17 protein-coding genes and 1 tRNA gene are annotated in these 16790 nt (G+C 62.6%); 15 read left to right on the top strand and 3 right to left on the bottom strand.

Annotated elements, in window-relative coordinates:
- Positions 1-206 precede the first annotated feature (206 nt).
- The gene (locus QTH91_RS18255; RefSeq protein ID WP_286661510.1) at positions 207-1475 is read right to left on the bottom strand and encodes a nitrate regulatory protein; all 1269 of its coding nucleotides are present in this window, start codon (positions 1473-1475) and stop codon (positions 207-209) included.
- Positions 1476-1562: 87 nt separating this feature from the next.
- Between QTH91_RS18255 and tsaD the strand changes: the two genes are divergently transcribed.
- Positions 1563-2612 carry a tRNA (adenosine(37)-N6)-threonylcarbamoyltransferase complex transferase subunit TsaD gene (tsaD, locus tag QTH91_RS18250; protein ID WP_286661509.1) on the top strand — a complete coding sequence of 350 codons (1050 nt, stop codon included), beginning with the start codon at positions 1563-1565 and terminating at the stop codon, positions 2610-2612.
- Here the strand turns inward: tsaD and QTH91_RS18245 are convergent.
- Both QTH91_RS18245 and QTH91_RS18240 read right to left on the bottom strand, forming a co-directional pair.
- Positions 2560-3321 (bottom strand): alpha/beta hydrolase, encoded by a 762-nt coding sequence (locus QTH91_RS18245; RefSeq protein ID WP_286661508.1) that lies wholly within the window; start codon positions 3319-3321, stop codon positions 2560-2562. The two genes, tsaD and QTH91_RS18245, sit on opposite strands and share 53 nt — an antisense overlap.
- Before the next feature lie 314 nt (positions 3322-3635).
- Entirely contained in the window at positions 3636-4013 is a 378-nt protein-coding gene (locus QTH91_RS18240) for an Hsp20/alpha crystallin family protein (RefSeq protein WP_286661507.1), read from the bottom strand.
- 127 nt (positions 4014-4140) lie between these two features.
- Here QTH91_RS18240 and QTH91_RS18235 point away from each other — a divergent pair, with 127 nt between their 5' ends.
- The 14 genes from QTH91_RS18235 to nuoF all read left to right on the top strand — a co-directional run bounded on the left by QTH91_RS18235 (position 4141) and on the right by nuoF (position 16786).
- Positions 4141-5454 carry a branched-chain amino acid ABC transporter substrate-binding protein gene (locus QTH91_RS18235; protein WP_286661506.1) on the top strand — a complete coding sequence of 438 codons (1314 nt, stop codon included), beginning with the start codon at positions 4141-4143 and terminating at the stop codon, positions 5452-5454.
- 26 nt (positions 5455-5480) lie between these two features.
- Entirely contained in the window at positions 5481-6638 is a 1158-nt protein-coding gene (locus tag QTH91_RS18230) for a pyridoxal phosphate-dependent aminotransferase (RefSeq protein WP_286661505.1), read from the top strand.
- Positions 6639-6759: 121 nt separating this feature from the next.
- Entirely contained in the window at positions 6760-7026 is a 267-nt protein-coding gene (gene rpsO, locus QTH91_RS18225; RefSeq protein ID WP_286661504.1) for a 30S ribosomal protein S15, read from the top strand.
- A gap of 212 nt (positions 7027-7238) precedes the next feature.
- Positions 7239-9512 carry a polyribonucleotide nucleotidyltransferase gene (gene pnp / locus QTH91_RS18220; protein ID WP_286661503.1) on the top strand — a complete coding sequence of 758 codons (2274 nt, stop codon included), beginning with the start codon at positions 7239-7241 and terminating at the stop codon, positions 9510-9512.
- A gap of 101 nt (positions 9513-9613) precedes the next feature.
- Complete coding sequence (locus tag QTH91_RS18215; RefSeq protein WP_286661502.1) at positions 9614-10621, top strand: NAD(P)H-quinone oxidoreductase; 1008 nt, start codon at positions 9614-9616, stop codon at positions 10619-10621.
- Positions 10622-10625: 4 nt separating this feature from the next.
- Positions 10626-11408, top strand: coding sequence for a triose-phosphate isomerase (gene tpiA, locus QTH91_RS18210; RefSeq protein ID WP_286661501.1), 783 nt, complete (start codon positions 10626-10628; stop codon positions 11406-11408).
- 34 nt (positions 11409-11442) lie between these two features.
- Complete coding sequence (secG, locus tag QTH91_RS18205) at positions 11443-11889, top strand: preprotein translocase subunit SecG (protein WP_286661500.1); 447 nt, start codon at positions 11443-11445, stop codon at positions 11887-11889.
- Positions 11890-12017: 128 nt separating this feature from the next.
- Positions 12018-12102 (top strand) — tRNA-Leu (locus tag QTH91_RS18200).
- Positions 12103-12156: 54 nt separating this feature from the next.
- Positions 12157-12516, top strand: a complete 360-nt coding sequence (locus QTH91_RS18195) for an NADH-quinone oxidoreductase subunit A (RefSeq protein ID WP_286661499.1) — start codon at positions 12157-12159, stop codon at positions 12514-12516.
- A gap of 15 nt (positions 12517-12531) precedes the next feature.
- Positions 12532-13011 (top strand): NuoB/complex I 20 kDa subunit family protein, encoded by a 480-nt coding sequence (locus QTH91_RS18190; protein ID WP_286661498.1) that lies wholly within the window; start codon positions 12532-12534, stop codon positions 13009-13011.
- 16 nt (positions 13012-13027) lie between these two features.
- Positions 13028-13639 carry an NADH-quinone oxidoreductase subunit C gene (locus tag QTH91_RS18185; protein ID WP_286661497.1) on the top strand — a complete coding sequence of 204 codons (612 nt, stop codon included), beginning with the start codon at positions 13028-13030 and terminating at the stop codon, positions 13637-13639.
- Between the two features lie 14 nt (positions 13640-13653).
- Positions 13654-14907, top strand: coding sequence for an NADH-quinone oxidoreductase subunit D (locus QTH91_RS18180; protein ID WP_286661496.1), 1254 nt, complete (start codon positions 13654-13656; stop codon positions 14905-14907).
- 8 nt (positions 14908-14915) lie between these two features.
- Positions 14916-15443 carry an NADH-quinone oxidoreductase subunit NuoE gene (nuoE, locus tag QTH91_RS18175; protein WP_286661495.1) on the top strand — a complete coding sequence of 176 codons (528 nt, stop codon included), beginning with the start codon at positions 14916-14918 and terminating at the stop codon, positions 15441-15443.
- Entirely contained in the window at positions 15443-16786 is a 1344-nt protein-coding gene (gene nuoF, locus QTH91_RS18170) for an NADH-quinone oxidoreductase subunit NuoF (RefSeq protein ID WP_286661494.1), read from the top strand. Before nuoE ends, nuoF begins: the two co-directional genes overlap by 1 nt.
- Positions 16787-16790 lie beyond the last annotated feature (4 nt).

The following is a 16790-nucleotide window of genomic DNA, read 5'->3' as shown; positions in this document are numbered from 1 at the left end:
TTCAGACCCCTGATGGGTCTACGCGCTCAGTTGAGCAAGCCGCGTGCCAAGCCTTGTTCAGTGCTCCGCGCTCCCAAATCGATAGCAGCAACGCCAATGCGCACGCGGATCGGGGCGGGACGTCGCGCAACTCGCCGGAACTGAGTGCGCAGGCACAGTGCTTGTGCATTGCACCAAATCGGGCCGGGGCGGCCGGACGATCCGGTTCAACGTGCTTCGTTCGTGGGCAGGAACTCGGACATGGCCAGCACCGACTCGGCCACGTCGACCAGGCGCCGGTTCTGGTTCATGGCGGTCTGGCGCAGCATCTTGTGGGCGTCTTCTTCCGACAGGCGCCGGTGCGCCATCAGCAACCCCTTGGCGCGTTCCACCAGCTTGCGCTCGTTGAGCGAGGCGCGCGCCGTCTGCAACTCATCGTTCACGGCCTGTATGCGTTGGGCCTGCTCCTGCACCAGATCGAGAATGGAGCGTTGCAGTTGCACCCCGTAAGAACGTGCTCCTCCGATGGCGGTCGGCATCAAGGGCGCGCGGTCGAAGAAGTCTTCGGGCGTGTGGGCCGGTGCACCAGGCAGTCTTGCCAGCAGCGCGTGCTGTGTCTGAAGCTCGTGACGCGCCTGGACCAGCCGATCCTGGCTGAGAGTCAGCAGTTCCCTCATGAGTTCAACCTCGGTCCTTCGCATGGCGTTGATCCGTTGCGAGCACACCTCGAACCACACGGCGCTTTGTTCGCCATCCAGCGTGGCGCCGGGCAGCGCTGCGCACGCGATGCGGCGAAGTCGCTCCAGTTCGGCCGTCGGCGCTTCGTCCAGGCTGGCTTTCCACAACTGGAGCAATGCAGGACTGGCGAACTCTGCGACGATGCGAAAGCACTGCTCTTGCGAGTCGATCAGATGAAGCCAGTGCTGCTGCCGTGCCAGGTCGTTCACACCCGAGGCAAACGCCAGCGCACCGCAAGCGCGCTCCTGGCCGGCGAACTCCTTGCCTTGCATCAGATTGAACAGCGCGACGAGCGGCCGGGACAGGGCCGGATCGCTGGCCTCATCAGCTGCTTCGAAGACCACCCCCAGAAGGGCGCCGATGAGCTTGACGTAGGCCGAGGTGGCACGTTCGGCCGAAAGCCCTTGCGCCCGGATGCTCCGGCGCAATGCGGGAAGAGCGTCCAGCCCCGCGAGCGCCCAGGCCACGCGGTTGCAAAGGCGCGCACCCGGAGCGCCATGCGGCGATTCGATCAAATGTGCGAGCGCGTTGCGCAAATGCCCTTCCTGCTCGTCGCTCTGCGCCGTCTGCCCATCCAACTCTTGCGCAAAGCGCTGCCCGCCCGAGCCCAGCCAGCCGTTGGACAGACCCCGTTCGCGCTGAAGCGCATGCACGAGCGAACCGATGGCACCGACCAGTTCGACCGAGCGGCCCAACTGTTCGAGGACTTCGATTTCGCATTGCCTGGCAGCGACCAGGAAGCTCAGACCGGACTTCATCGCGTGCGGAAGGGATCTCTTGTGTGACTCGAGGGCCATTGAGCAAGTCCCGTGCCTTGCCATGCCTCGCCGCCTACACTTCCGGCCATGCTGGTGTTGGGAATCGAATCGTCTTGTGATGAAACCGGGGTCGCGTTGGTCGAGACGCAAGGCTCGGCCGTGCCCAGGCTGCTTTCGCACGCATTGCACAGTCAGATTGCCATGCACCAGGCCTACGGGGGCGTGGTGCCGGAACTGGCCAGTCGCGATCACATCCGCCGCGTATTGCCGTTGACGCAATCGGTGCTGGGCGAAAGCGGCCGCGACCTGGACGAAGTGGACGTGGTGGCCTATACGCGTGGGCCTGGCTTGGCAGGCGCGCTTCTGGTTGGCGCCGGCGTGGCTTGCGCCCTGGGCGTTGCGTTGGGCAAGCCCGTTCTGGGGGTACACCATCTCGAAGGGCATCTGTTGTCGCCATTCCTGAGCGCGGATCCCCCCGAGTTCCCGTTTGTCGCGCTACTGGTCTCTGGCGGTCATACGCAATTGATGGCGGTCGAAGCCGTCGGACGCTATGAAATCCTCGGCGAGACCATTGACGATGCCGCAGGAGAGGCGTTTGACAAGAGCGCAAAACTGCTCGGCCTGCCTTACCCCGGTGGCCCCTGGCTCGCCAAGTTGGCCGAACAGGGCGATTCCCAGGCCTTCAAGCTGCCTCGCCCGCTGCTGCACAGCGGCGATCTGGACTTCTCGTTCGCCGGACTGAAAACTGCGGTGCTCACGCAGGCGCGGCGTCTCGGCGACGACCTCGAGTCGAGAAAGAGCGATCTCGCAGCCTCCACGCAGGCAGCCATCGTCGAAGTGCTGCTCAAGAAATCGCTGGCCGCGTTGGATCGCACCGGCCTTGGCCGATTGGTCGTGGCTGGGGGCGTGGGAGCGAATCGCAGCTTGCGGGAGCAGTTGAACGCAGCCTGCGCTCGGCGCAATGTCCGCGTTCACTATCCCGAGCTTGCCCTGTGCACAGACAACGGCGCCATGATTGCCATGGCGGCGGCGATGCGCATGCAAGCGGGCCTGGAAGCCGCGTCGGCCCGCTACGCCTTCGACGTCAAGCCGCGATGGCCGCTTGATGCACTGCCGCTGGCTGGCGCGGCAGCATAGGCGGCACGGTTACCGGACGCGACGGCTCCAGCGAAATCCCTTCAGGCATGCCGTCGGCCAGGCTGCGGGTGCGGCTTGCGCGGCGAGTCGCCTGCAGCGGCAGCACGTCGAGCATGCGCGTCCACAACTCGGACCATTGCGGCCAGTCATGGCCACCTTCGGTGGTGAATACGCGATCGGACGGAAGGGCATCGGCCAGCAACTGGTGATTGGGCGCGAAGCGATCGGCCAGACCAAAACCGAGGTAAAGAGGGGGCAGGTGCTTCGCCGCCTCGCCGCCGTCGGCGTACTGCTGCAACCAAGGCCACAACTTGCGGTCGATCTCCTCGTCGGGCGCCGGGCCATCCGGAGCCCGCCAGGTACGCAGCCCACCGGCCTTGCGGATTTCTGCGCCGAGCGGGCGGCGGCCCAAGTAGGGCGCCAGCGCGACGATGCCGTCCACGCCACCCGGCCGAGCCAGTTCATGAATCAAAGCGCCGAAGCCGCCGATGGAGATGCCCACCAGCCAGATCGTTTCGTAGCCGCGCGCCCGTTGAGGTTGAAGCACATCGGCGTCGAGTCGCTCGATGAAGGTCTGGTCGTAGTAGTAGGAGACGTCGGCGTCCACCAGGAGCACGTCGGCTTCGAGGTCCCGCTCTCGCACTGCGCTGACGAAACCTTCGCGCTCAAAGTCCTCGGGCGCCAGATACGCGCCGGGCAGAAAGATCATCAGTGTGTCCGAGCGTGAAGTTTTGCCCGAACGCATGATTTGCGTGCCCATTGGTTTCATCGGTTACAGCTCCTTCTGGCCACAATACGATCTATAAAGCGTCAATCCGTCCTCATAAGCACAAAGTTAACAAGCCTTTGTGCCTCAAAAGACGTAGGGATGCTTCCGGATTGTCGGCTGTTGTTGTGAAACCAAAAGCAACTGAATGTTGCAATTACAGATTAGTGCAACAAAAAAGTAAACCCGCCGGTTTCGACACCGGCGGGTTTCTTCGTTTTGGGCGCTGTGGATCCGCCCTTTGGCTCTCCGAAATCTCAGTTGATCGCGAGCTGGCTGATGTTGCGTTCCGGGACCTTCTTGGAAAGCTTCAGGCTCAGGACGCCGTTTTCGAGCTTGGCCTCGCTGGCCGCGACGTCGATCTCAAGCGGCAACTCGTAAGCAGCCTTGAATTGCCGCTTGGCGTCAGCCTTGCTCTCGATGCGCACCGTCGCGCCTTCGATCGAGATGGCGAGGTCGTCACGGGACAGGCCTGGGACGTCAAGCGACAGGCTCCAGTTCTTCTCGTCCTGTTCGAACTGCATGTTCCGCGAGGGAGCTGCCGTGAAGGCTTCGTTGAAGAATCGCTCGAAGCTGCGGTCGAATGCGCGCGGGGAGAAGTTGCGACTACGGATGACGGTGGGTGCAAAAAACATGGACGGCTCCTTGAAGAAGTTGGGCAAACGACGGGCGCGGAGAATCGCGTCCCTTACACTGCGCGGCCTTCAACCATGAGTGCCGCATGCATCCAAGCTGGGAATGTGCGCGGCGCTTTTCAAGTCGATGCGCAATCCCTTTTTTTCGCGACGTGAACTCTTGAAAACGGGCGCCGCGGCACTATGCGCCGGCGCCGGTAGCGTGAGTCTTTCGCAAGCTTTGGCGGCAACCCGCCAAGCCAAGGCCGCTTCATCCGAGCCCATCCGGCTGGCGCTGATCGAGAGCCTCAGTGGCGCCTTTGCAAATACCGGCGAAGCCGTTTGGCGCAACCTCATCTGGGCAACGGAGCGGGTCAACCAGCGGGGGGGCGTCACGATCGCCGGCACGAAGCGGCTGCTGGCGCTTGAACGCTACGACAGCAAGGGGCAGAACGAAGAGGCGCTGTCCGCGCTGCGTTCGGCGCTCGATGACGGAGCGCGCATCGTGCTGCAGGGCAATTCTTCAGCCATTGCCGCAGCGCTTGTCGATGCCATCGAGAAGAACAACCAACGCGACCCCTCCAGGCAGGCGGTCTTCCTCAACTACTCGGCGGTCGACCCGGCGCTCACCAACGAGCGCTGCAGCTTCTGGCACTTTCGTTTCGACGCTCATGCCGATATGCGCATGGCAGCGCTGATGCAGGTCATTCGCGATGATCGTGAGCTCAAGCGTGTCTATCTCATCGGACAGGACTACAGCTTCGGACAGGCCGTGTTGCGCGAAGCACGCCGCCAACTCGGCGAAGTGCGCGGCGACGTGCAGATCGTGGGTGATGAACTGCACCCCATGGGCCGGGTGAAGGACTTCGCGCCCTATGCGAACAAGATCATGGCCAGCGGCGCGCAGGCGGTGATCACGGGCAATTGGGGCAATGACCTGACGCTGTTGGTGAAGGCTGCACGCGAGATCGGGTTTTCGGGCAAGTTCTATACCTTCTATGGCAATGCGCTGGGTGCGCCGGCGGCCATCGGCGAGGCGGGTGTTGGCCGCGTCGTGGCGGTGGCAGACTGGCTGCCCAACGTGCCAACTGGCGAATCGGCCGCCTTCTACAAGGCATTTCGCGAACGCTTCCCCAAGCCAGCCGACGACTACGTTCACATGCGCATGCAGCTCATGATCGAGGCGTTGGCCCAGGCGATCTCGCGCGCTGGCAGCAGTGAAGCATCGCCGGTGGCGCGGGCACTTGAGCACGCCGACGTCTCGCTCGCGGGGCAGCGCGGCTTCATGCGATCCGAAGACCACCAATTCCAACAGTCGCTCGTGGTCGGGGTGATGGACCGCCGGGGTGAGCCGGGCGTGCAGTTCGATGTGGAGGGCTCTGGCTACGGCTTCCGCGTCATCCGCAGCCTCTCGGCCGAACAGGCGCGCATGCCGACGACCTGCCGCATGGTGCGACCTTGAGCGACTAGACATTTCCGGACAATGACATGAGACAAGCCATTTCGAACCTGGAAGCATCTCGCATTCGCGAGGTGGCAAATGCCGGCATCGGCCGCACCGACGTGCTGGCCTTCTGGTTCGGCGAGAGCGATGAAGTCACGCCTGACTTCATCCGGCAAGCCGCGCTCGACTCCCTGGCCAAGGGCGAGACGTTCTACGCGCACAACCTCGGCCTGCCCGAATTGCGCGACGCCGTGGCCGGCTACATGAGTCGCTACCACCCCAGGGTGGATGCCGGGCGCATCGCGGTGACTTCGGGCGGCGTCAGCGCGCTGATGCTGGCCGTCCAGGCGCTGGTCGATGCGGACGATGACGTCGTGGCCATTACTCCCGTCTGGCCAAACCTGACGGCTCAACCGGCCATCATGGGCGCCAAGGTCCGGTGCGTGTCCCTCACTTCGCGCGATGGAGAGTGGATGCTGGACATGGACGCCGTGCGTGCCGCCGTCACGCCGGCAACCCGCCTCTTGATCGTCAACGCGCCCAACAATCCGACCGGTTGGACGCTCAGTCGCCCGGAGCAGGAGGCATTGCTCGCACATTGCCGCGCGACGGGCACCTGGATCCTGGCCGACGAGGTATATGAGCGGCTCTATTTCGAGCCAACAACCAACGGCTGCGCGCCGAGCTTCCTCGATATTGCCTCGCCGGATGATCGGTTGGTGGTGGTCCACAGCTTCAGCAAGAGTTTTCTGATGACGGGTTGGCGTCTGGGTTGGCTGGTCCTTCCGCCGCAGTTGGTCGAAGGCATTGGCAAGCTGATCGAGTTCAACACCTCTTGCGCAAGCGTCTTTACTCAGCGGGCTGGCATCGCCGCCTTGCAGCGCACCGATGAGGTGACTCCGCGCGTGGTTGCGCACCTCAAGCAATGCCGTGACACATTGGTGCCGTTGCTGAAGCAGGTGCCTGGCGTACAGGTGGCGCCAGCGCGGGGAGGCATGTACGCGTTCTTCCGGATCGACGGTTTTAGCGACTCGCTGTCGCTCGCCAAGCGACTGGTGGTCGAGGCAGGCCTCGGTCTGGCGCCCGGTTCTGCCTTCGGAGAAGAGGGCGAGGGGTGGCTTCGCTGGTGTTTTGCCTCCAAGGACCCGGCCCGCTTGCGAGAAGGTGTCGAGCGCCTACGCAATTGGTTGTCTGCGCAATAAATCCCCCGTTTTATGGCCCGGTATATAATCGTCGGGCTTTGCATCTCGCAAGGGCACACGGCGCGTGCAGTTCCATCGCGCGCTCGCAAGTCAAATATTCCGGAACGACAGGAAATCAAACATGATCAATTCCGCCGCCAAGGCAGAGATCGTCAAGGACAACGCACGCGCTGCCAACGACACGGGCAGCCCAGAAGTGCAAGTCGCCATTCTCACCGCTCGCATCAACGAGTTGACGCCGCACTTCAAGACGCACGCCAAGGATCACCACGGCCGCCGCGGTCTGCTGCGCCTCGTGAGCCGCCGCCGCAAGCTGCTGGACTACCTGAAGTCCAAGGACGCCGACCGCTACACTGCGCTGATCGCTAAGCTGGGTCTGCGCAAGTAAGCGCCAATCACATGCAAGACGCCTGAGTTAGCCCGCTAGCTCAGGCGTTTTTTACTTCGGAGCTGCACCACAGAGCGAAGCTGTGTCATTCCAACAAGGTCTGCGCCACTTGTGATGTGGCGGGTTTTGCTGGAATGGCATCGTGTTCTGGGCAAGCTGCTCCGGCCGTTGCAGGCACCTTTTCCGGGGCCTGCTCACAACAAGGAGCAAACATGAGCCTTTTCAATAAAGTCACCAAGTCCTTCCAGTGGGGCGACAAGACCGTCGTCATGGAAACGGGTGAGATCGCCCGTCAGGCCACGGGCGCAGTGGTGGTGGACATCGACGGCACCGTTGTGCTGGCTACCGTGGTGGCCTCCAAGAGCGCCAAGCCGGGTCAGGACTTCTTTCCGCTGACGGTCGACTACATCGAGAAGACCTACGCGGCGGGCAAGATTCCCGGCAGTTTCTTCAAGCGTGAAGCCAAGCCCAGCGAACTTGAAACCCTGACGTCGCGTCTGATCGATCGGCCGATCCGCCCGCTGTTCCCCGAAGGTTTCCTGAACGAAGTGCATGTGGTCATCCACACGTTGTCGCTCAACCCCGAGGTGGATGCCGACATCGCCGCCATGATCGGCGTCAGCGCCGCACTCTCGATCTCCGGCATTCCGTTCAGCGGCCCGATCGGTGCTGCGCGCGTGGGCTACATCAATGGTCAGTACGTGCTCAACCCAGGCAAGACGGCTCGCCAGGACTCGCAGATGGATCTGGTCGTCGCCGGCACCGAAGCTGCCGTGCTGATGGTCGAATCCGAAGCCCTGCAGTTGTCCGAAGAAGTGATGCTCGGCGGTGTGGTTTTCGGCCACGACCAGGCCCGCGTTGCCATCGAGGCCATCCACGAACTGACCCGCGACGCCGGCAAGCCTGTCTGGGACTGGCAGCCCGCCGCTAAGGACGAGGCTTTCATCTCCAGGGTCACCGCCGTGGCCGAAGAAAAGCTGCGCTCCGCCTACCAGATTCGCAGCAAGCAGGCTCGTACCCAGGCCTTGCGCCAGGCGCAGGCCGATGTGCTCGCTGCTCTGGGTGAGTCCGGCGAAGCGGTCGATGCCGCCAAGGTCGGCGACCTCATGTTCGAACTCGAAGCCAAGATCGTGCGCAGCCAGATTCTGGCCGGCGAGCCGCGCATCGACGGTCGTGATACGCGCACCGTTCGCCCGATCGAAATCCGCAACGCCGTGCTGCCCCGTACGCACGGCTCCGCTTTGTTCACCCGCGGCGAAACGCAGGCCCTGGTGGTGACCACCTTGGGCACGGAGCGCGACGCGCAGCGCATCGACGCTCTGGCGGGCGAATACGAAGACAATTTCCTCTTCCACTACAACATGCCTCCCTTTGCCACTGGCGAAGTGGGTCGCATGGGCTCGACCAAGCGCCGGGAAGTCGGCCATGGCCGCCTGGCCAAGCGTGCCCTTGTGGCCGTATTGCCGAAGAAGGACGAGTTTCCTTACACCATCCGCGTCGTGTCGGAGATCACCGAGTCCAACGGCTCATCGTCGATGGCGTCGGTCTGCGGTGGCTGCCTGTCGATGATGGACGCCGGTGTGCCCTTGAAGGCGCACGTGGCAGGCATCGCCATGGGCCTGATCAAGGAAGAAAACCGCTTCGCCGTGCTGACCGACATCCTGGGCGACGAAGATCACCTTGGCGACATGGACTTCAAGGTGGCCGGTACGACCAACGGCATCACCGCGCTGCAGATGGACATCAAGATCCAGGGCATCACGAAGGAGATCATGCAAGTCGCTCTGGCGCAGGCCAAGGAGGCACGCATGCACATCCTGGGCAAGATGCAGGACGCGATGGGCGAGGCCAAGACCGAGGTGTCCAACTTCGCGCCCAAGCTCTATACGATGAAGATCAATCCGGAAAAAATCCGGGACGTGATCGGCAAGGGCGGCGCCGTGATCCGTGCGCTGACCGACGAAACCGGCACGCAGATCAACATCGAGGAAGACGGCACGATCACGATCGCCGCTACCGATGGCGCCAAGGCCGAGGAGGCCAAGCGCCGTATCGAGCAGATCACGGCAGAGGTGGAAATCGGCAAGGTCTACGAAGGCCCGGTCACCAAGATCTTGGACTTCGGCGCGCTGATCAATCTGCTGCCCGGCAAGGACGGCCTGCTGCACATCAGCCAGATCGCGCACGAACGTGTGGAGAAGGTCAGCGACTACCTCAGCGAAGGCCAGATCGTGAAGGTCAAGGTCCTCGAGACCGATGACAAGGGGCGCGTCAAGCTTTCTATGAAGGCTCTGGCCGAGCGACCGGCTGGCATGCCGGAAGGCGGCGAGCGGGGTGAGCGTGGCGAACGCGGTGACCGTCGCGAGCGTCCTCCGCGCGAGGAACGCGCGCCACGTGCCAGCAACGTCGAAGGCAATAACGACGCTTCGGTCAACCAGCAGCAACAGCAGCCGTCTGGCGACGCCGAACCCGGCCAGCAGGGCTGACAGTGCGTGCCTCGCCTGTGTGGCGGGGCATCACTCTCGGTATTCTTTGCCAACTCAGCCGCCCGCGTTAACACGCTGGCGGCTTCGTCGCCAGAGGGATCATGAAAGCCATTGAAATTGCGTCCTACGGTGCCCCCGAGGTACTTCGTGAAGTCGAGCGTCCCGATCCGGCTGCCGGATCGGGCGAACTGCTGATCCGCGTTTCGGCCAGCGGCGTGAACCGGCCAGACGTGCTTCAGCGCAAAGGCCACTACCCGGTTCCGCCGGGTGCGTCTGACCTTCCAGGGTTGGAGGTCGCAGGCGAAATTGTCTCGGGCGACGAGGCGGCCATGCGAGAGGCTGGGCTGAAGGTGGGTGACCGCGTGTGCGCGCTCGTGGCTGGCGGCGGCTACGCGCAATTGTGCGTCGCTCCCGTGGCGCAGTGCCTGCCGGTTCCCAAGGGCTGGAGTGACATCGAGGCGGCCTCGTTGCCAGAGACGTTCTTTACCGTGTGGAGCAATGTCTTCGATCGCGGTCGCCTGCAAAAAGGCGAGACCCTGCTGATCCAGGGCGGTACGAGCGGAATCGGCGTCACTGCCATTCAACTCGGCAAGGCTCTGGGTGCGACAGTGATCGCCACGGCGGGAAGCGATGAAAAGTGCGAGGCGTGCAAGCGCCTTGGCGCGGATCACGCCATCAATTACAAGACGGCCGACTTTGCCGAAGAGGTCAAGCGCCTCACGAGCGGCAAAGGGGCGGACGTGATCCTGGACATGGTCGCTGGCGAGTACGTGGCGCGCGAAGTCAGTTGCCTGGCCGATGACGGTCGACTCGTGATCATTGCGATTCAGGGGGGTGTCAAAAGCGGCTTCGATGCCGGGCAGGTCCTGCGTCGCCGGCTGGTCATCACGGGCTCGACCTTGCGTCCGCGCCCGGTGGAATTCAAGGGGGCCATTGCCAAGTCCCTGCGCGAGAAGGTGTGGCCGCTGCTGGAAAGCGGAGCCGTGCGACCCGTGATCCACAGCACGTTCGCTGCTGCTGGCGAACCTAGCGGAGCATCACAGGCGCACGCATTGATGGAATCGAATCAGCACATCGGGAAGATCGTGCTGAACTGGCAAGGAAACTGAAAGCATGACGGTTCACAAGAGCAAACTGATTGCCGGCAACTGGAAGATGAACGCCAGCCTGGCTTCCAATGAGACCTTGCTCAAGGCGGTGCTGGAAGGTCTGGGTGCGTCCGTGTGCGATGTCGCCGTTTGCGTCCCCGGTCCCTACCTTGCCCAGGTGGGCGGGATCGTCAGTGGCAGCGCGATCGCGCTCGGCGCGCAAGACGTCTCTGCACATCCGAGCGGGGCATACACCGGCGAGCAGTCGGCGGCGATGCTCCAGGAGTTCGGTGTCCGTTATGCAATCGTAGGTCACTCGGAGCGTCGCCAGTACCACGGCGAGCGCGACGAAGTCGTTTCTGCCAAGACGGCGATGGCCCTCCGACACGGCATCACGCCCATCGTCTGCGTCGGCGAGACGCTCGCCGAGCGCGAGGCCGGTCAGACCGAAGAGGTGGTCAAGCGGCAGTTGGCGGCCGTCATTCACGACAACGGTCACTGCATCAGCGAGATCGTCGTCGCGTATGAGCCGGTGTGGGCCATCGGCACTGGTAAGACCGCCACGCCCGAGCAGGCGCAGGCAGTGCACCATTTGCTGCGCGCTCAATTGCACCACGCAGCTGGCGACCATGCCGCCGGCATTCGTATCCTTTACGGTGGCAGCATGAATGCTGCCAACGCGCCACAGTTGCTGGCCCAGCCCGATATCGACGGTGGCCTGATCGGCGGCGCGTCCCTGAAGTCGGCCGACTTCCTGCAGATCATTGCTGCCGCGAACGACGTCGCAAAAGCTGGCGTCCGCCCCTGATACCCAAGAAACAAGAAATCCGGAGTAAGAACGAATGAACGTGATGATGAATTTGCTGGTCGGCGTCCAAATGCTGGCAGCCCTGGCAATGATTGGCCTGATCCTTCTTCAGCATGGCAAGGGGGCGGATATGGGCGCTGCCTTCGGCAGTGGCAGTGCAGGTAGCCTGTTTGGCGCCAGTGGCAGCGCCAACTTCCTGTCGCGCACGACGGCGGCCCTGGCAGTGGTGTTCTTTGGATGCACGTTGGGCCTGGCTTACCTGGGGCACTCGCGTCCGGCCGGCGGCGACAGCTTGCTCGAGCGCGCAGCGACCCAGGCCCCAGCGGCTCCGGCGGCTGCACCTGTCGCGCCTGCCTCTGAAATTCCGGCTGGCGCAAGCCAGAAGCCGGCTGCCGCTCCCTCGACGGGCGCCGCTGCAGGGCAGCCCGCGGGCGCAAAAGCACCGGCGTCTGGCAGTGCCGATCAGATCCCAAACAAATGAGTTGGTGAACTTGTGTGCAGTCGTGACGGAAACGACCGCATTTCAGGGTAAACTCTAAAGCTGTCCGGAAAGCCAAAAGCCAGAGGTACTCGCCTCGGTACCTCATGCCATCCGGGCACACGAATACAGCCGTCGTGGTGAAATTGGTAGACACGCTATCTTGAGGGGGTAGTGGCGAAAGCTGTGCGAGTTCGAGTCTCGCCGACGGCACCAAATCTCACCGGCAGGAATTCCTTCCTGCCGGTGGCAAGCGGTAAAGAACCCCCGATGACCCTCGATTCCTATCTCCCCGTCCTTTTGTTCATCCTGGTCGGTGTCGGTGTAGGAGTTGCACCGCAGGTCCTCGGTTTCTTGTTGGGCCCCAATCGCCCTGACGACAAGAAAAACTCCCCATACGAATGCGGCTTCGAAGCCTTCGAGGACGCCCGCATGAAGTTCGATGTGCGCTACTACCTGGTCGCCATCCTCTTCATCCTGTTCGATCTTGAAATTGCATTTCTCTTTCCCTGGGCCATTGCGCTCAAGGAGATCGGCGCTGTTGGCTTCTGGGCCATGATGATTTTCCTGGCCATCCTCGTCGTGGGCTTCGTCTACGAGTGGAAAAAAGGCGCCCTTGACTGGGAATGACGAGGAACTAAGCAAATGGCCCTTGATGGCGTTTTGAAAGAAGGCTTTGTCACCACGACGTACGACACCGTGGTGAACTGGGCCAAGACCGGCTCGCTGTGGCCGATGACTTTCGGTCTTGCATGCTGCGCGGTCGAAATGATGCATGCGGGTGCGGCTCGCTACGACATCGATCGCTTTGGCATGCTGTTCCGTCCCAGCCCTCGCCAGTCCGATCTCATGATCGTGGCCGGCACGCTGTGCAACAAGATGGCGCCGGCATTGCGCAAGGTTTACGACCAGATGCCGGAGCCGCGCTGGGTGCTCTCGATGGGCTCCTGCGCCAACGGCGGTGGCTACTATCACTACAGCTATTCGGTGGTGCGTGGCTGCGACCGCATCGTTCCCGTCGACGTGTATGTGCCTGGCTGTCCGCCGACGGCAGAGGCGCTGCTCTACGGAATCATTCAGCTGCAGCAGAAGATCCGCCGCACCAACACCATTGCGCGCGCTTGAGACGCGGATGCCGACGATGAGCGATTTCGCAATTTCCCCTGAATCCTTGCAGGCCACCTTGGTTGAGGTGCTGGGCAGCAAAGCCAAGCGCGTCAGCGTCGAGTTGGGTGAAGTCAACCTGGTGGTGGACGCGGCTGACTATCTGGAAGTGGCCCGCCTGTTGCGCGACGCGCCGGGCTGCCGGTTCGAGCAGTTGATCGACCTTTGCGGCATGGATTACTCCAGCTACCGCGACGGCGAATGGGAGGGCTTGCGCTTCGGCGTGGTGAGCCACCTGCTGTCCGTGGCCCTCAATCAACGCGTGCGCCTGACTGTTTTTGCGCCTGACGATGATCTGCCGGTGGTCGACTCTGTCAGTGCCATCTGGAACGCGGCTGTGTGGTTCGAGCGCGAGGCATTCGATCTCTATGGCATCGTGTTCGAAGGGCACGAAGATCTGCGCCGAATCCTGACGGATTACGGTTTCATCGGCCACCCCTTCCGCAAGGATTTCCCGATCTCGGGTCATGTGGAAATGCGCTACGACCCCGAGGCGAAGCGCGTGATCTATCAGCCGGTGACCATCGAGCCGCGCGAAATCACGCCGCGCGTGATCCGCGAAGACAAGTACGGCAGCGGCCTTCACTGAGGCGCACGAGTTCCATGGCTGAAATCAAGAACTACACACTCAACTTCGGGCCACAGCACCCGGCGGCGCACGGCGTGTTGCGCCTGGTGCTCGAGCTCGATGGCGAAGTCATCCAGCGCGCAGATCCGCACATTGGCCTGCTGCACCGCGCCACCGAAAAGCTGGCCGAGACGCGCACTTTCATCCAGTCCTTGCCCTATATGGACCGGCTGGACTACGTCTCGATGATGAGCAACGAGCACGCGTATTGCCTGGCCATCGAAAAGATGCTGGGTCTGGAAGTGCCGCTGCGTGCCCAGTACATCCGCGTCATGTTCGCCGAGATCACGCGCCTGCTGAACCACCTGCTTTGGCTTGGTGCGCACGGGCTGGATTGCGGCGCGATGAACATGCTCATCTACTGCTTCCGTGAGCGGGAAGACTTGTTCGACTTGTACGAGGCAGTGTCGGGTGCTCGCATGCACGCGGCCTACTTCCGTCCTGGTGGCGTGTACCGCGATCTGCCGGACACCATGCCGCAGTACAAGGTCAGCAAGATCAAGAATGCCAAGGCGATTGCCAAGCTCAACGAGAACCGCCAGGGCTCGATGCTGGATTTCGTTGACGACTTCTGCAAGCGCTTTCCGAAGATGGTTGACGAGTACGAGACGCTGCTCACCGACAATCGCATTTGGAAGCAGCGCACGGTCGGCATCGGCGTGGTTTCGCCCGAGCGAGCCCTCAATCTGGGCTTTACCGGAGCCATGTTGCGTGGCTCCGGCGTCGAGTGGGATCTGCGCAAGAAGCAGCCTTACGACGTCTACGACCGCATGGACTTCGATGTTCCGGTGGGCAAGACTGGAGATTGCTATGACCGCTACCTGGTCCGTGTCGAAGAGATGCGCCAGGCCAATCGGATCATCCAGCAGTGTTCGGCGTGGCTGCGCGCCAACCCGGGCCCGGTGATCACCGACAACCACAAGGTGGCCCCGCCTTCGCGCGAATCCATGAAGGCCAACATGGAAGAGTTGATCCACCACTTCAAGCTCTTCACCGAAGGCTTCCACGTGCCGCCGGGTCAAGCTTATGCGGCGGTCGAGCATCCCAAGGGTGAGTTCGGCATCTACCTCGTGAGCGATGGTGCGAACAAGCCCTACCGCCTGAAGATCCGTGCGCCCGGCTTCGCCCACCTGGCGGCTTTGGACGAAATGGCACGAGGCCACATGATTGCCGACGCCGTGGCTGTGATCGGCACCATGGACATCGTGTTCGGCGAGATTGATCGATGAGTACGCACATGAATACCGAACAGGGTCCCGGCAGCGCGCCGCTGTCGGCTGCCACGCTGGAGCGCTTTGCCCGCGAAGTGGCCAAGTATCCAGCGGGCCAACAGCAATCGGCCGTGATGGCCTGCCTGGCCATCGTGCAGCATGAAGAAGGCTTCGTCAGCGTGAAGCGCGAGCGCGAAGTGGCCGAGTATCTCGGCATGGCGCCGATCGCCGTGCATGAGGTCACGACCTTCTACAACATGTACAACCAGCGCCCGGTTGGCCGCTTCAAGCTCAATGTGTGCACGAACCTACCGTGCCAGTTGCGCGACGGCCAGCATGCGCTGCACCACCTCGAGAAGAAGCTGGGCATCCAGATGGGCGAGACCACGGCCGACGGCCTGTTCACGCTGCAGCAGAGCGAATGCCTCGGCGCCTGCGCCGATTCGCCGGTCATGCTGGTCAACGATCGCACCATGTGCAGCTTCATGAGCGACGACAAGCTGGACCAATTGGTCGATGGCCTGCGTGCCAGCGTCGAAGGGAGTGCTTCGTGATGAACGCCGATCAAGTGTTGGCCCAGTTCCAGGCGACCGGAGTCCAGACCTGCTTTCATGGCCGTCACATCGAGCCCCAGATCTATGCCGGGCTGGATGGCACCAACTGGCGCCTGGCCGACTATGAGGCGCGTGGCGGCTACAAGGCGCTGCGCAAGATCCTGACCGAGGGTTTGACGCCCGACCAGGTGATCGCCGAAGTCAAGGGTTCAGGCCTGCGTGGCCGTGGTGGTGCAGGTTTCCCCACCGGCCTGAAGTGGAGCTTCATGCCGAGGCAGTTTCCGGGCCAGAAGCACCTGGTGTGCAACTCGGACGAGGGCGAGCCGGGTACCTGCAAGGATCGCGACATCCTTCAATTCAACCCGCACATCGTCATTGAAGGCATGGCCATCGCCGCCTATGCGATGGGCATCAGCATCGGCTACAACTACATCCACGGCGAGATTTTCCAGACCTACGATCGCTTCGAGGAAGCCCTGGAAGAGGCCCGTGCCGCCGGCTACCTGGGCGACAAGATCATGGGCAGCAACTTCAACTTCCAGTTGCATGCTGCGCATGGGTTCGGCGCCTACATCTGCGGAGAAGAAACCGCGCTGCTCGAATCGCTGGAAGGCAAGAAGGGCCAGCCGCGCTTCAAGCCGCCGTTCCCGGCCAGCTTTGGTCTCTACGGCAAGCCGACGACGATCAACAACACCGAGACTTTCGCCGCGGTGCCCTGGATCATCAACAACGGTGGTCAGGCTTACCTGGAATGCGGCAAGCCGAACAACGGCGGCACGAAGATCTATTCGGTTTCGGGTGACGTTGAACTGCCGGGCAACTATGAAGTGCCGATGGGCACGCCGTTCTCCAAGCTGTTGGAGCTCGCCGGTGGCGTGCGCAAGGGCCGCACGCTGAAGGCGGTGATCCCAGGCGGTTCGTCCGCTCCGGTACTGCCGGCTTCGATCATGATGGAGTGCACGATGGACTACGACTCCATCGCCAAAGCTGGGTCGATGCTGGGCTCGGGCGCCGTCATCGTGATGGACGACAGCCGGTGCATGGTCGAGTCGCTCAAGCGGCTGTCGTACTTCTACATGCACGAATCCTGCGGTCAGTGCACGCCTTGCCGTGAAGGCACGGGCTGGCTGTGGCGCCTGGTCGACCGTATCCACCGCGGCGAAGGCAAGGCTACCGACATGGACCTGCTCAATTCGGTGGCTGACAACATCCAGGGCCGCACCATCTGCGCATTGGGCGACGCCGCCGCAATGCCGGTGCGCGCGATGATCAAGCATTTCAGGCACGAGTTCGAGGCAATGATCCCGGGCTATGTTGCCAAGCCGGCCGCGGCCAAGGTCTGAGACC

Source organism: Variovorax dokdonensis (genome assembly GCF_030316895.1).
Classification (GTDB): Bacteria; Pseudomonadota; Gammaproteobacteria; order Burkholderiales; family Burkholderiaceae_C; genus Variovorax; species Variovorax dokdonensis.
The sequence above is the reverse complement of the archived record's forward strand: the minus strand, read 5'-3'. Positions and strand labels throughout refer to the sequence as shown.

What these genes read in the sequence shown, in the direction of transcription:
- tsaD (WP_286661509.1), top strand. Translation starts at nt 1,563, where the DNA reads ATGCTGGTGTTGGGAATCGAATCGTCTTGTGATGAAACCGGGGTCGCG.
- QTH91_RS18185 (WP_286661497.1), top strand. Translation starts at nt 13,028, where the DNA reads ATGAGCGATTTCGCAATTTCCCCTGAATCCTTGCAGGCCACCTTGGTT.
- QTH91_RS18240 (WP_286661507.1), bottom strand. Translation starts at nt 4,013, where the DNA reads ATGTTTTTTGCACCCACCGTCATCCGTAGTCGCAACTTCTCCCCGCGC.
- QTH91_RS18235 (WP_286661506.1), top strand. Translation starts at nt 4,141, where the DNA reads ATGCGCAATCCCTTTTTTTCGCGACGTGAACTCTTGAAAACGGGCGCC.
- QTH91_RS18180 (WP_286661496.1), top strand. Translation starts at nt 13,654, where the DNA reads ATGGCTGAAATCAAGAACTACACACTCAACTTCGGGCCACAGCACCCG.
- QTH91_RS18245 (WP_286661508.1), bottom strand. Translation starts at nt 3,321, where the DNA reads ATGATCTTTCTGCCCGGCGCGTATCTGGCGCCCGAGGACTTTGAGCGC.
- nuoE (WP_286661495.1), top strand. Translation starts at nt 14,916, where the DNA reads ATGAATACCGAACAGGGTCCCGGCAGCGCGCCGCTGTCGGCTGCCACG.
- rpsO (WP_286661504.1), top strand. Translation starts at nt 6,760, where the DNA reads ATGATCAATTCCGCCGCCAAGGCAGAGATCGTCAAGGACAACGCACGC.
- QTH91_RS18230 (WP_286661505.1), top strand. Translation starts at nt 5,481, where the DNA reads ATGAGACAAGCCATTTCGAACCTGGAAGCATCTCGCATTCGCGAGGTG.
- tpiA (WP_286661501.1), top strand. Translation starts at nt 10,626, where the DNA reads ATGACGGTTCACAAGAGCAAACTGATTGCCGGCAACTGGAAGATGAAC.
- QTH91_RS18195 (WP_286661499.1), top strand. Translation starts at nt 12,157, where the DNA reads ATGACCCTCGATTCCTATCTCCCCGTCCTTTTGTTCATCCTGGTCGGT.
- secG (WP_286661500.1), top strand. Translation starts at nt 11,443, where the DNA reads ATGAACGTGATGATGAATTTGCTGGTCGGCGTCCAAATGCTGGCAGCC.
- QTH91_RS18190 (WP_286661498.1), top strand. Translation starts at nt 12,532, where the DNA reads ATGGCCCTTGATGGCGTTTTGAAAGAAGGCTTTGTCACCACGACGTAC.
- QTH91_RS18215 (WP_286661502.1), top strand. Translation starts at nt 9,614, where the DNA reads ATGAAAGCCATTGAAATTGCGTCCTACGGTGCCCCCGAGGTACTTCGT.
- QTH91_RS18255 (WP_286661510.1), bottom strand. Translation starts at nt 1,475, where the DNA reads ATGAAGTCCGGTCTGAGCTTCCTGGTCGCTGCCAGGCAATGCGAAATC.
- pnp (WP_286661503.1), top strand. Translation starts at nt 7,239, where the DNA reads ATGAGCCTTTTCAATAAAGTCACCAAGTCCTTCCAGTGGGGCGACAAG.
- nuoF (WP_286661494.1), top strand. Translation starts at nt 15,443, where the DNA reads ATGAACGCCGATCAAGTGTTGGCCCAGTTCCAGGCGACCGGAGTCCAG.